Origin of the sequence: Microbispora sp. ATCC PTA-5024, from assembly GCF_000511135.2 — a bacterium.
GTDB lineage: Bacteria > Actinomycetota > Actinomycetes > Streptosporangiales > Streptosporangiaceae > Microbispora > Microbispora corallina.
The window spans coordinates 1241643-1254787 of record NZ_KI866523.1 but is presented as its reverse complement, the minus strand read 5'-3'; the positions used below and the strand labels follow the sequence as shown (position 1 = coordinate 1254787).

Annotated in this window: 10 protein-coding genes and 1 tRNA gene; 6 read left to right on the top strand and 5 right to left on the bottom strand. The window is 68.2% G+C overall.

All coding sequences use genetic code 11. The features are described from left to right. A partial coding sequence (locus MPTA5024_RS18295) for a slipin family protein (protein WP_084369784.1) occupies positions 1 to 890 on the bottom strand: 890 nt, incomplete at its 3' end. 241 nt (positions 891 to 1131) lie between these two features. On the opposite strand from MPTA5024_RS18295, the gene MPTA5024_RS18290 reads away from it, so the two are divergent. Together MPTA5024_RS18290 and MPTA5024_RS18285 are read left to right on the top strand one after the other, a co-directional pair. Continuing rightward, entirely contained in the window at positions 1132 to 2169 is a 1038-nt protein-coding gene (locus MPTA5024_RS18290; protein ID WP_198167310.1) for an ArsA family ATPase, read from the top strand. A gap of 55 nt (positions 2170 to 2224) precedes the next feature. Then, the gene (locus tag MPTA5024_RS18285; RefSeq protein ID WP_036325244.1) at positions 2225 to 3367 is read left to right on the top strand and encodes an ArsA family ATPase; all 1143 of its coding nucleotides are present in this window, start codon (positions 2225 to 2227) and stop codon (positions 3365 to 3367) included. Between the two features lie 99 nt (positions 3368 to 3466). Here the strand turns inward: MPTA5024_RS18285 and MPTA5024_RS18280 are convergent, their stop codons facing one another. Next, entirely contained in the window at positions 3467 to 3763 is a 297-nt protein-coding gene (locus MPTA5024_RS18280; RefSeq protein ID WP_036326687.1) for a WhiB family transcriptional regulator, read from the bottom strand. 258 nt (positions 3764 to 4021) lie between these two features. On the opposite strand from MPTA5024_RS18280, the gene MPTA5024_RS18275 reads away from it, so the two are divergent. Further along, positions 4022 to 6283, top strand: coding sequence for a transglycosylase domain-containing protein (locus MPTA5024_RS18275; RefSeq protein ID WP_084369782.1), 2262 nt, complete (start codon positions 4022 to 4024; stop codon positions 6281 to 6283). Positions 6284 to 6570: 287 nt separating this feature from the next. On the opposite strand, the gene MPTA5024_RS18270 is transcribed toward MPTA5024_RS18275, so the two are convergent. Next, positions 6571 to 7026 (bottom strand): GatB/YqeY domain-containing protein, encoded by a 456-nt coding sequence (locus tag MPTA5024_RS18270; RefSeq protein WP_036325243.1) that lies wholly within the window; start codon positions 7024 to 7026, stop codon positions 6571 to 6573. An 80-nt stretch (positions 7027 to 7106) separates the two neighbouring features. On the opposite strand from MPTA5024_RS18270, the gene MPTA5024_RS18265 reads away from it, so the two are divergent. The 3 genes from MPTA5024_RS18265 (at position 7107) to MPTA5024_RS18255 (ending at position 9877) form a co-directional block, all read left to right on the top strand. Beyond that, positions 7107 to 8039, top strand: a complete 933-nt coding sequence (locus MPTA5024_RS18265) for a metallophosphoesterase (protein WP_036325242.1) — start codon at positions 7107 to 7109, stop codon at positions 8037 to 8039. A 36-nt stretch (positions 8040 to 8075) separates the two neighbouring features. Next, a tRNA-Pro gene (locus MPTA5024_RS18260) sits at positions 8076 to 8152 on the top strand. A gap of 252 nt (positions 8153 to 8404) precedes the next feature. Continuing rightward, complete coding sequence (locus MPTA5024_RS18255) at positions 8405 to 9877, top strand: hypothetical protein (RefSeq protein WP_036325241.1); 1473 nt, start codon at positions 8405 to 8407, stop codon at positions 9875 to 9877. Between the two features lie 129 nt (positions 9878 to 10006). Here the strand turns inward: MPTA5024_RS18255 and MPTA5024_RS18250 are convergent, their stop codons facing one another. Together MPTA5024_RS18250 and MPTA5024_RS18245 are read right to left on the bottom strand one after the other, a co-directional pair. After that, positions 10007 to 11458: an argonaute/piwi family protein gene (locus tag MPTA5024_RS18250; protein ID WP_036325240.1), complete on the bottom strand. Its 1452-nt coding sequence runs from the start codon at positions 11456 to 11458 to the stop codon at positions 10007 to 10009. After that, positions 11455 to 12768, bottom strand: a complete 1314-nt coding sequence (locus tag MPTA5024_RS18245; protein WP_036325239.1) for a DUF4365 domain-containing protein — start codon at positions 12766 to 12768, stop codon at positions 11455 to 11457. Before MPTA5024_RS18245 ends, MPTA5024_RS18250 begins: the two co-directional genes overlap by 4 nt. Between the last annotated feature and the right edge of the window lie 377 nt (positions 12769 to 13145).

Genomic DNA, 13145 nt, shown 5'->3' with positions numbered 1-13145 from the left:
GGGGCCACGGCCGGGGGCACGGCGGGATCCGGCGCGCCGGCCGCCGCGTCGATCGCGGGAAGCTCGTCGAGCGCCTCCTCGACCGGCTCGGGCTCCTCCGCGGGCGCCGGCACCGGCTGCTCGGCCGCGGGGGCCATCTTGTCGAAGAACCGCAGCAACTCCACCGGGAGCGGCATGACCAGCGTGCTGTTCTTCTCGGCCGCGACCTCGACGACCGTCTGCAGCATGCGCAGCTGCAGCGCCGCCGGGTCGGACGACATCTGGCGGGCGGCGGCCGCGAGCCGCTTGGACGCCTGGAACTCGCCGTCCGCGGTGATGATGCGGGCCCGCCGCTCCCGCTCGGCCTCGGCCTGCCGGGACATCGACCGCTTCATGCCCTCAGGCAGGGCCACGTCCTTGATCTCGACCCGCTCGATCCGGATGCCCCAGGGCCCCTCGGTCGGTTCGTCGATCACGGCCTTGAGCTGGGCGTTCAGCGTGTCCCTGTCGGACAGGAGCTGGTCGAGCTCCGACTGCCCGATCACCGACCGGAGCGACGTCTGGGCCACCTGGGAGACCGCGAACAGGTAGTTCTGGACGTTGACGACCGCCTTGATGGGGTCGATCACCCGGAAGTAGACCACCGCGTCGACGCGGACGGACACGTTGTCGCGGGTGATGCCCTCCTGTGCGGGCACCCCCATCGTGATGATCTGCATGTTGACTTTTTGCATCCGGTCGACGATCGGGACGATCAGATGCATTCCGGGCCCCCGGACCTCCGACTGGATGCGGCCCAGCCGGAAGACGATCCCCGTCTCGTACTGCTGCACCACGCGGACGCCCCGCGCGATCGCGACGAGCAGGAAGAAGCCCACGACGGCGATGAACGCTAACAGCACCGACTCCACGGCCGGCACCTCCTTCGAGATGGCAGGGCCACGCGCCCATAGGCGAACCCTTACCCAATCGACGCTCGACCCGTACCGCAAGGTTCCGGCGGGGACGACCGGCGCGAATCGCCATGTAACCGTTGGGTAGCCTTCCAAGCGTGAGCGAATGGAGCAGCGACGACGCGACCGGGCGTACGCCGTCCCGGGCGGCGGCGCGCGCTCGCGGGGTACGTCCGGGGAGGCGGCCGGAGGAGGCACAGTGGGCGAGCGCGGGTTCGTGAGCGCGGCCGAGGGCGGCGCGCGCGACACCGACTGGGACGGCGTCCGGCTGCACATCGTCAGTGGCAAGGGCGGCACCGGCAAGACCACGGTGGCCGCGGCCCTGGCGCTCGCGCTGGCGGCCGGCGGCCGCAAGGTCCTTCTCGTGGAGGTCGAGGGCCGCCAGGGCATCGCGCAGGTCTTCGACCTGCCCCCGCTGCCGTACGAGGAGCGGAAGGTGGCGGTCGCGCCCGGCGGCGGGGACGTGTACGCGCTGGCCATCGACCCCGAAGAGGCCATGCTCGACTACCTCGAGATGTTCTACGGCATGAAGCGCATGGGCAAGGCCCTCACCCGGATGGGCGTGGTCGACTTCGCCACCACCATCGCCCCCGGCCTGCGCGACGTGCTGGTCACCGGCAAGACCAGCGAGGCCGTGCGGCGCCGCGACAAGTCGGGCGGCAGGACGTACGACGCGGTCGTGATGGACGCACCGCCCACCGGCCGGATCGCCCGCTTCCTCAACGTCTTCGACGAGGTGGCCGGCCTCGCCAGGGTCGGCCCGGTGAAGAACCACGCCGACCTGGTGCGCGGGGTCCTGTCGTCCCCCGAGACCGCGGTGCACTTCGTCACCCTGCTGGAGGAGATGCCGGTCCAGGAGACCCTCGACGGCATCGCCGAGCTCCGCGAGACGCGGCTGCCGGTCGGCGGGGTCTTCGTGAACATGGTCCGGGCGGAGGGGCTGCCGGGGCCGGTGCTCGACGCCGCCTACGACGGCCGGTTCGACCCGGCCGAGCTGGCGCTCGGGCTGAAGGCCGCCGGGCTGGCGGACGGCGCCGCCGACGCGTCCGCGATCGCCGAAGCGCTGGCCGAGGAGGTTCGCGAGCACGCCCGGCGCACCGAGCTGGAGAAGCGCGAGCGCTCGGAGCTGGAGTCGGCGCTCGTGCCGCTCTACGACCTCCCGCTGCTGCCCGACGGCGCCGACCTCGCCGGGCTCTACGAGCTGGCCGACGCCCTCCGCGCCCAGGGCGCGGCATGACCGGCTCCGCGATGGGCCGGCCCCGAACGCCGTACCGCCGTCGAGAGGCACAGTCGTGAGCAGGACAGCACCCGCGCTGGACGTCGACGCGATCCTGGACGACCCGAACACGCGGATCATCGTCTGCTGCGGGTCGGGCGGGGTGGGCAAGACCACGACGGCCGCGGCCCTCGGGCTGCGCGCCGCCGAGCGCGGACGGTCGGTCGTGGTGCTGACGGTGGACCCCGCCAAGCGGCTGGCCCAGGCCATGGGCCTCACCGAGCTGGACAACACCCCGCGCCGCGTCGCCGGAGTGGGCGACGCGGAGTCGCCGGACGGCGGCGAGCTGCACGCGATGATGCTCGACATGAAGCGGACCTTCGATGAGATCATCGAGGCGCACGCCGACCCGGACCGGGCGCAGCAGATCCTGACGAACCCCTTCTACGAGTCGCTGTCGTCGAGCTTCTCCGGCACGCAGGAGTACATGGCGATGGAGAAGCTGGGCCAGCTCCGCCGGTCCAACGACTGGGACCTGATCGTGGTCGACACGCCGCCGTCCCGGTCGGCGCTCGACTTCCTCGACGCCCCCGAGCGGCTCGGGCGCTTCCTCGACGGCAGGCTGATCCGCTTCCTCACCGCGCCCGCGAAGGCCGGCGGGCGCAGCGCCTTCCGCCTGCTCAACGCCGGGTTCGGGATGGTCGCCGGCATTCTCACCAAGGTGATCGGCGCCCAGGTGCTGCGGGACATCCAGATGTTCGTGTCCGCGCTCGACGCGGTCTTCGGCGGGTTCCGCCAGCGGGCCGAGCAGACGTACCGGCTGCTGCAGGCGCCGGGGACGGCGTTCCTCGTGGTCGCCGCGCCGGAGCGCGACGCCATGCGGGAGGCGTCCTACTTCGTCGAACGGCTGGCCGACGAGCGGATGCCGCTGGCGGGGCTCGTGGTCAACCGCGTGCACACCTCGCCCGCGCCGGAGCTGTCGGCCGCCCGCAGCCTCGCGGCGGCGGAGGACCTGGAGTCCCGGGGCGAGCACGACCTGACAGCGGCCGTGCTCCGCCTGCACGCGGGACGGATGCAGCTCGGGGCCCGCGAACGCCGGCAGCGTGACCACTTCACGTCGGCCCACCCGACGGTGCCGATCGCCCAGGTTCCGGCGATGCCGGAGGACGTGCACGATCTGGCGGGGCTCCGCCAGATCGGGCAACTGCTGGCGTCGTAGACCGGCCGCGGTGGACGCCCCGCCATTAGGGCGCCGGGCCGGGTGGAGGTGGGAGGAATCGGAGGCCGCCCCGGGGTAGGGGGCGACGTCCCGCCGGGCTCAGCCGGCGATCAGCTCGTTCGTGCGCTCGTACTCTTCCTTGGCCGACTCGAGCAGGTCGCGCCAGGAATCCACATCCGGCCGGCGCCTCAGCAGCGCGCGGCGCTCCCTTTCCGTCATGCCGCCCCACACGCCGAACTCGATTCGGTTGTCCAGCGCGTCGGCCAGGCATTCGGTACGGACAGGGCATCCCCGGCAGATGAGCTTCGCCCGGTTCTGTGCGGCGCCTTGCACGAAGAGCGCGTCAGGATCCGCACCTCGGCAGGCGGCACGGGAGGTCCAATCCGTGATCCACATGTTCGACCCCACTCCCCTTAGGTGGTCAGTCGTCGTTTCGGCCGACGGGCGCGGGCGTCGGGCCTCCTGATTGCAGTAGCCGCAGAGGAGAACGTACGCAACGAAACGATCGAACCGACATACCCCGGGGGGACCAAATTCGTGCATGGTCATGTCAGGCCACGTGGCCGGGAATGACTAGTCACCCCCGTGAACGGGTAATGGCGGGCCGTGGAACCGAGGCCGATGGAGTCACGTATCCGACGTACCCTTGGATTCGTGCAAGCTCAAGGCAAAAGCATCGCGTCCAGATCGGGGAACGTCCTGCGCCTCATCGGCGCGGCCGCGGTCGCGGGGGTGCTGGCGGCGGCTATTGCACTACCCGCCGTCGGGGGTGCCGGCGTGACGGTCAAGTCCGCCACCGAGACCCTCCGGATCGCCCCGGAGGACCTCGCCGAGCCGCCGCTGCCCGAGAAGACCACGCTGCTCGACGCCGACGGCAAGCCGTTCGCCCAGTTCTACTTCCAGAACCGCGAGTCGGTGCCGCTGGAGAAGATCGCGCCGATCATGCAGAAGGCCATCGTCGCGATCGAGGACTTCCGCTTCTACAGCCACGGCGCGCTCGACCTGGAGGGCACGAGCCGCGCGCTGGTCAAGAACCTCACGACGGGCGGCGTCACCCAGGGCGGCTCCTCCATCACCCAGCAGTACGTGAAGCAGGTCCTCCTCAACGCCGCCGAGACGAAGGAAGACCAGCTCAAGGCCATCGAGCCGACCTTCTCGCGGAAGCTGAAGGAGATCCGCTACGCGATGGCCGTCGAGCAGAAGTACTCGAAGGACGAGATCCTCAACCGGTATCTCAACATCGCGTACTTCGGCGCCGGCTCGTACGGCATCGAGGCGGCGTCCAAGCGGTTCTTCGGCAAGCACGCCTCCGATCTCGACCTCGCCCAGGCCGCCACGCTGGCCGGCGCCGTGCAAAACCCCAACGCCACCGACCCGAACGTCAGCAAGGCGTCCAGGGAGCGGCTGCTCGCGCGGCGCAACGTCGTCCTCGACCGCATGGCCGAGCTGCACATCATCTCCCCGGCCGACGCCGCGGCGGCCAAGGCCAAGAAGCTGGGGTACAAGGACAAGCCCATCCCCGGCGGCTGTGAGGAGAGCGACTACCCGTACTTCTGCATCTACGTGCGGGACGAGATCCTCAACGACGCCCAGTTCGGCAAGACCGAGAAGGCGCGGTACGACTTCCTCGCCCGCGGCGGCCTCACCATCCGGACGACCCTGTCGCGGAAGATGCAGAAGGCCGCGGAGAAGGCCATCAAGAAGTACGTCGACCCGTCCGACAAGCCGGTCGCCTCGGAGGCGCTGGTCGAGCCCGGCACCGGGGCGATCAAGGCGATGGCCTCCAGCCGGAAGTACGGCTCCAGCAAGAAGAAGAACGAGATGTCGTTCAACATCGTCGCCGACGCGGCGCACGGCGGCGGCACCGGCTTCCAGGCCGGCTCGACGTTCAAGGTGTTCACCCTGATCACCGCCCTCAAGGAGGGCTGGAAGTTCAACGACGGCCTCAACGTGGGCGCGACGTTCAAGGCGAACTCCTACTCCGACTTCAAGAACTGCAAGGGCCAGAACGTCGGCGACCCGAACGCCAAGCCGCAGCACAACTCCGAGCCCGGCGGCGGCTTCCTGACCCTGCAGACCGGCACCTGGAAGTCGGTGAACACCTTCTTCCTCACGCTGGAGCAGAAGGTCGGCCTCTGCAACGTGGTCAAGACCGCCAAGGACCTCGGCATCAAGCGCTCCGACGGCCAGAAGCTGCAGGAGTTCCAGCCGTTCACGCTCGGCTTCAACGAGATGGACCCGGTGACGGTCGCCAGCGCGTACGCCGCCATCGGCGCCCGCGGCAAGTACTGCAAGCCGATGGCCATCACGGAGATCACCGACCGGTTCAACAAGGTGACCCCGTTCAAGCCGAACTGCCGGCAGGCGATCGACTCCGACATCGCCGACGCCACCAGCCACATCCTGGAGGGCGTGTTCACCAAGGGCACCATGTCCGCGGTCGGCGGCATCGGACGGGACGCGGCCGGCAAGACCGGCACGGGCGACCAGTCCCACACCGTCTGGTTCGCCGGGTACACCCCCGACCTGGCGGGCGCGGTCAGCCTCGGCGACCCGCGCGGCCCGGTCCGGTACCCGCTGCCCGGCCAGGTCATGGGCGGCCGGACGTACGGCGTGGTCTTCGGCGCCACCATCCCCGGCCCGATCTGGAAGGCGACGTTCATCGACGCGCTCAAGGGCGTCGAGCCGTCGTCGTTCGTCGCGCCGGACATGTCGAAGTTCGGCGGATGCGCCCACGTCTGCGCTCCCCCGCCGAAGCCGCATAAGGGCGACGGCAAGGGCGACGGCGGCCCGGACGGAGGCCCCGGCGGCGGCCACGGTCCCGGTGGCGGTCCCGGTGGCGGTCCCGGTGGCGGTCCCGGCCCGGGTGGCGGCGGCGACCCCTTCAACGTGGGCCGTCCCTCCCGGAACGGCTGACGCCTCCCGACAGCCGGAGGGTCCCTCACCCACATGGTGAGGGACCCTCCGTCGTCTTCACGGCACCGGCGCCCGGACGTTCAGGCGTCCCCGAGCGTTTGGGGCCATCAGCCGTTCCAGGGCGTACGGCCGGGCGTCAGACGTCTCGCGACGGATACCCCGGACGACCAGCCGTTCCACGGCGTACGGCCGTGAGCGTTCGGCGGCGCGTACGGCCGGGACGTCAGGCGTTCGGCGGCGCGTACGACCGGTTCGGCAGGCGTTTCGCGGCGCGTACGGCCGGGGCGTCAGGGGGTCAGGCGGGCGCGGACGGCCTGGGCGACCCGGCCCCCCTCGGCGCGACCCGCGACCTTCGGGTTCAAGATCTTCATGACCTGCCCCATGGCCTTCGGCCCCTCGGCGCCGCTCTCGGCGACGGCCTCGTCGACGAGCCTGCTTAGCTCCTCGTCGCTGAGCTGGGCGGGGAGGTACTCCTCCAGGACGGCCTGCTCGTCGAGCTCCGCCTGGGCCTGCTGGGCGCGGCCGGCGCCCGCGAACGCCTCGGACGCCTCCCGGCGCTTCTTCGCCTCCCGGGTCAGGACCTTGACGACCTCGTCGTCGGAGAGCTCGCGGGCCTCCTTGCCGGCGACCTCCTCCACGTTGATCGCGGCCAGGGCCATCCGGATCGTCCGGAGCCGTACCTCGTCACGCGCTTTCATCGAGGCCGCGAGGTCGGCCTTCAGCTTGTCCTTCAACGCACTCATGGGTCCATCTTGCCGCGTCAGCCCGGCGATCCTCGCCAGGTTATGCGGGAGCCGGGGCGTACGTCGGGCATCATGGCTGTGTGAGGAAAGCCGCCGCTGTCCCCCTGTCCCTGCTCGGTCTCGGTCTGGCCGGCATCGGTTACGCGTCCGTCGTGGAGCGCAACTGGTTCCGGCTGCGCAGGTTCGACGTGCCGGTGCTCGCTCCGGGGCAGCGGCCGATCCGGATCCTCCAGATCTCCGACCTCCACCTGACCCCGCGGCGGTCCCGGCTGATCACGTGGGTGCGGTCGCTCGCCTCGCTCAACCCGGACCTCGTGGTCAACACCGGCGACACCCTCGCCCACCCCGACGCGGTCGAGTCGTACATGCACGCCGTGGAGCCGCTGCTCGACCGGCCCGGCCTGTTCGTGTACGGATCCAACGACCTGTACGCCCCCCAGCCGAAGAACCCGGCCCGCTACCTCTGGCGGACGTCGAAGGGCGACTCAGGCCGCCACGTCCCCGACCTGCCCTACCGTGAGCTCGGCGCCTCGATGACGGCGGCGGGCTGGCTCGACATGAACAACACGACGGCCCGGCTCAAGGTGGCCGACCTCGACGTGCACGTGGGCGGGATCGACGACTCCCACATCGACCGCGACCGGTACGACGAGATCGCCGGGCCCGCCCCGGCCGACGCGGACCTCCGCCTCGGCGTCATGCACTCCCCCGAGCCGCGGAACATGTCGCGGTTCGCGGAGGACGGCTACCAGCTCCTGCTGGCCGGGCACACGCACGGCGGCCAGCTGTGCATCCCGTTCTACGGCGCCCTGGTGACCAACTGCGGCATCGACCGGGCCAGGGTCAAGGGCCTCAGCCGGCACGAGAGCGCCTGGCTGCACGTGTCCGCCGGCCTCGGCACCTCGCCGTACGCGCCGGCCCGCTTCTCCTGCCCTCCGGAGGCGACGCTGCTCACCCTCGTCCCCCGCCGCCCCGTCGTGGCGGATGGCACAAGCATCGGCAAAGTCCGCTAGACTTGCCGAGGCAGCAGGGCGAGAGCCGTGCGAGACCGGGGTGTAGCGCAGCTTGGCAGCGCGCTTCGTTCGGGACGAAGAGGCCGTGGGTTCAAATCCCGCCACCCCGACCAGGTAGTTGCAGGTCAAGGGCCTGATCGCTGGGAACAGCGGTCAGGCCCTTGATCGTTTGACCGTCATTTGACCGTCGGTCTGAACGCCGCCAGGGGGCACTGACGGGTTCAAACGAGTTCTCCTGGGCACCTTGATCAACAAGCTCCGGCCACCGGCCATCGAAGGCAGTTCAAATCACCCGTCATGACTCTCCGCGCTTTGTACGACACGAGGGGTTGCCTTCGCTCCGCGAGCAGGTGTGAGCTGACGTCATGCACCGTTGGGACCCCGTCAATCCCCGCCAGCTCGCCCTCCTCAAGCGGATCTCAGCCGGTGAGGACCTCAGTGGACCTGACGACGTGCCCGACCGGCACTCGGCACATGCGCTACGCAACCGAGGGCTCGTCGAGATCTCGAAGCGACGCGGCACATGGAAGGCCGTGATCACGGAGGCGGGCCGCTTCTATCTGAAGCACGGCTACCATCCCGATCACCCCGACCGAAAGCCGGAGGCGGCCGAAACAGGAAAGCGGAAGGCGTCCGAAGCGAGGCCGCGCCGACGATCTGGTATCCCTGAGCAGGCGCAATCGCCAGCGGCAACGGCGCCAGCCAAACGATCAGCTCCGCACACCACCGTCACCATGGCCGCCAAGAGACGCGAGGCCGCGATGCGGCTCATGGAGCGTCTGGCCACCGAGCGTACGGTGGTGATCAGTAAGCCGAGCGAGGACGAAATCGGCGAATGGCGACGCGTGGTGGACTTCGCGAAGCGGCATGGGATGGTCCCAGACGGCCATTACCTCGAGAAGCAGAAGCAGTGGACCGGCGATCTCCGTATCCAGCTCATGCCCGGTACGCACAGCAATTCGAGGCCGCGGATTGAGGAACTCCCCGCCGTCCCTGTGCCGAATCAACTGCGGTCGCCTCACCCGGTGGTGGCCAGCCTGCGAGACGACGAGCGCTGGCTCCGGATGCCCAAGGATTTGCGTCGCCGTTCGCTCCTGATTCTTCAGGCCCTCGTGGCCGAGGCGGTCCGGAGAGGACATACGGTTCGCGAGTGTCCCATCTCCCAGGAGGCGAACAGCGGGTACTACTACCAGGGGCGTTACCACGAGAGGCACTACTCGCGTCGCGATGGCGAGATTCAGATCGGCGTCGGGGGCTACTCCTACGTGGTCACCATCCGGGAGGAGTCCCCTCAGTCAACCAATGACGAGCGATACGGGCGTCTGGCCATTGAGCTGACCTACCACTTCCAGGGACGGCAACGGCGTTGGGCCGACCGCAAGCGGTGGAAGCTGGAAGACGTCCTCGGCGCTGTCCTGCAGGAACTTGAGACCCGCGCCCGCGACGACGAGCAGCGCAAGATCGACGAAGAGGTCGCCAAGGCCCAGCGCAAGGCGCGCTGGGAGGAAGCCATGGCCGCGGCACGAGTCGCGGCTACCGAGGCCTACTACGCCACGTACCTGACTGAACAGGCTGCGACCTGGAGGAGGGTGCGAGAGCTTCAGGAGTACTGCGAAGAGTTGGAGCAACGGATCAACCAGGTGAGGTCGGACGGCAGCGGAGTCTCCGACGCGGAGCAGTGGTTGACATGGGCTCAACAACACATCGAGCGAATCGACCCCTTCAAGGAGTTGCCTGCCATGCCCGCACCTCCCGAGTTCAGTCCTAAAGATCTCGAACCTCATCTGGAGGGCTGGAGCCCCTACGGCCCTGAGAAGCATCACTTCAGATGGCGATGACTACCCCTTCGAGAACGTATGACAGCGCTCCTGTAATGTTCCCGCTGGCGGGCATGGAAATGCGAGGCGACGAAGCGCGCGTACTACTGACGCACTCGATGGCGCAGGTGATTCGGCAGCACCCGAGCTCTACATGTAGTAGGCGTAGCGGGTGGCGATGCGGGCCTCGGACGGCACATGCTTGAGAATGGAACCGACTCGGTAGGCGGTGCGCAGGGTGAGCGGGTCGCGTTCGTCTAGCTGGGCGTTGTTCCAGTTCATCTTGGACAGGGCGAGTATGTCGGTGCTGGCGAGCAGCAGATCGGTGCCTTGTGATGCGGGCCGGATCAGCAGCGGCTGGGGGACGTACAGACCGGGGTAGGTGCGGAAGTACGGCACCGAGCCTCGGGTGTACAGCAGCAGCGAGCGCACGTCCAACTGGACCGTGGTGCCGCGCAGCGGCGGGAGTTGTCCGCTGCGGTACAGGTGTGGGGCGCCGCGCCTCTGGATCCACAGCATGTCGACATAGTCGATATCGCGCTCGTCGGCGGCTTCGTGGAAGCCGTCGACCTCGCCGGGCGTGAAGTTCGAGGTCTTGTGCACGACGATGCGAGCGGGCTGGTGGCCGTGGGTGCTGCGGTACTCGGCCAGTGCGTCCAGCAGCAGCGACCGGGCATCAGGGAGCACCAAGTGGGGCTGGCGGTCACGCTTCGAGATCTGCGCGGTGCCGCCGCGGACGACGACACCGTCACCGCGCTCGTTGAAGACCTGGGCGACGGCGGTGTGCAACTCCTGTCCGTTTGCGGTGCGGTAGAAGCTGATGCCGATGTAGCAGGTGGCGAGGTCCGAGCTGTGGCGCTGCATACGCCAGGGTGTCCCGCCGGCCTTGTAGTACAAGGCGGTGTGCAGGTTCCAGGCCCTGGTGGCTTCGTCTTGCAGGGGCCGGATGGCCTGCCCGCCGGTCCTGGCCGGGATCCCGGTCCAGGTCTCCTTTCGCATCAGCTGCAGCGGCGCCGACAGCGTGAGCGCGGCGGCTTTGAGCAGGTCGTGAAAATCGCCTCCGGCCTCATGCTCTTCCTGCTCCTCCTCGTGTTCGGCCGCGCCCTCCGCCGACAGCGGGCGGTCTTCATGGTCGTTGAGCTCGTCGGGGCGGGCGCAGATCACGACACGACAGCGCCCAGTCTCGGCCAACGACCGGGCGGCGTCGGCGTAGATCTCGACCGCATCGGTGGTGGCAGAGACGACATCGTCGCGGGCCAAGCGGCGTAGCTGGCGCTCTGGGATCTCTCGAACAAGAGCGTCGTCGAATACGAGCTCAGCGCCAAACTCGGAGTCGACGCTAAAACCGGGAAAAGGCTGGTGCAGGTTCTCCTGCCCGGATTTCGTGTCCCTGGCCTCGATCCGATTCTGGCAGCGCATCAGCCACCTCCGGATGCCATCGACTGCCTTAGCGGAACCGACCAGGGCGACCGGGATCTGGTGCGGCGCGGTCGGGGAGTCGGCGTCGGCCGGGCCAAACACGCTGATGCCGTAGCGGGGGTCGACGTGCCGATTCCCGGCACGGAACTCCAACTCCGGCTCGTGCAACACATGTGCTTTCATCGCGGCAACTCCCACAGCCCCTCGGCCAGCCCGCTCACGCTCGGCTTGAGAGCGGGCTCTTGCGGAATCCAGATCGTCTCGTCGATCGCGGCATCGCAGTCCAGCTCCAGGAGCCGGCCGAACCGGATACGCTCATCCCGGCTGCTGAACAGAGTGTCCTCGCCTTGCAGATAGTCAGCCCAGGCGCGCACAAGCTGGTAGACAGCGTTGTTGCGCTCCATACGCTTGATTTTCTTGACGTACTCGGCGTCGTACAGCGAGACGCGTCGGCCGTCAATGGTGAAGTGGTAAGTAGGGTTAATCTCCAGAAACCACTGCTCGTCCCAGCGGCGGAAGTACAGGCCAGCGGCGTAGTGACGACAAAAACTGATCTTGGTTTCGTCATCCTTACCAAAGTACGGGGTGAAGAAGCTGCGCCCGCGACTGCCCCGATAGCGGCCCTTGATCCTCCGGTTGGAGCGGTCTGGCGGGGCCTGCATAAAGACGATCTTCTTCTTGGGATGCCAGACCAGTTCGCGATGGTGCACCGAGCGCAGGGTGAAATTCAACAGGGACACGAAGCGCCGCTGTAGGTCGGGGTCCTCGGTGGTCGCCCAGGTCTCGGTCGGGACGGAGTTCACTGAGCCGTCACACAGTACGGCCAGCGGGCCTTCATCCAGTCGGCACAGTGAGAAGATTTTCCCGGCGGTCAGGTGGAAGCCAACCTCGAATTTGTTGCCATTCGAGCGCATCCGCTCCCAGGCTTCACCACGGTCGCGGCATGGCGTCGATGCCTCGTAGATAAGAGGGGCGAACCCCTCGACAGTGAGCAGGTTCGAGACTAGCCGCTCGCTGCCCTCGAGCCGCGGTAGCGGCTCCCCGACCGGCACGCCCAGGGCCGACAACTGGCTGAAGGCATCGGGATCGAAGCGGTCCGAAGTCTTGTCAAAATGGACGACGCGCCGCGCCTTGCGTTCGGGATCGGCAAACCAGGTGTCGACGCGCTTCCACCACGCCTGCTGGATACGAAGGTCCACGCAGATCAGCACGACTGGTCGGCCCAGCCGAAGCCAGTAGTCGATGTGATCGGCCTTGCAGCTGAACTTGAACCCGGTCGCCGTCTCGCCCGGGAATCCGACTTCTGTGGCCTTCACTTGGGCTACGACGGCGACCCCGGTGACCTCTCGATTGGTGGCCACGAACTCGATCTGGCCGTCGATTGCGAAGTCGCGCCGGGTGTCGTTCCACACGTGGCCCGCATCGGATACCGCCTTATCGACGAAGGCTTCGCCCCGGTATCCAGCCCGCTGCTGGACGCTGCGCTTCGGCATCTGATTACGGCTCCGACACCAGTGCAGGTGTGCGCGCCGCAGCCTGGTTGAATCTGGTTGGCTGACGCCGCCGTGAACCATTTTCCCACGTCATGCACTGATCCTTCGCTGCCTAGCTGTGGCCCGAGTCAACCAGCTTAGGAGGGCCCACCGACAATTCCGGCTAGAGCGGTCAATCACCTGATGGCTCAGTTGCGTCGTCGACCGCCGATGTAGTACCAGCAATCACGAGCAGAGTGCACCTAATGTCATCTCTGGCATGTCCGCCTTCCCGCCCCGGAATTGGTGCAAATCGAGACCCCGATCGCTGGTTGTTGGAGCCGCTCTCCTAAACCGGTGATGCTCGCTACTCATAGCCCCAGGGCCGCTGAGGGCCC

What these genes read in the sequence shown, in the direction of transcription:
- MPTA5024_RS18280 (WP_036326687.1), bottom strand. Translation starts at nt 3,763, where the DNA reads ATGTGGATCACGGATTGGACCTCCCGTGCCGCCTGCCGAGGTGCGGAT.
- MPTA5024_RS18270 (WP_036325243.1), bottom strand. Translation starts at nt 7,026, where the DNA reads ATGAGTGCGTTGAAGGACAAGCTGAAGGCCGACCTCGCGGCCTCGATG.
- MPTA5024_RS18255 (WP_036325241.1), top strand. Translation starts at nt 8,405, where the DNA reads ATGCACCGTTGGGACCCCGTCAATCCCCGCCAGCTCGCCCTCCTCAAG.
- MPTA5024_RS18250 (WP_036325240.1), bottom strand. Translation starts at nt 11,458, where the DNA reads ATGAAAGCACATGTGTTGCACGAGCCGGAGTTGGAGTTCCGTGCCGGG.
- MPTA5024_RS18245 (WP_036325239.1), bottom strand. Translation starts at nt 12,768, where the DNA reads ATGCCGAAGCGCAGCGTCCAGCAGCGGGCTGGATACCGGGGCGAAGCC.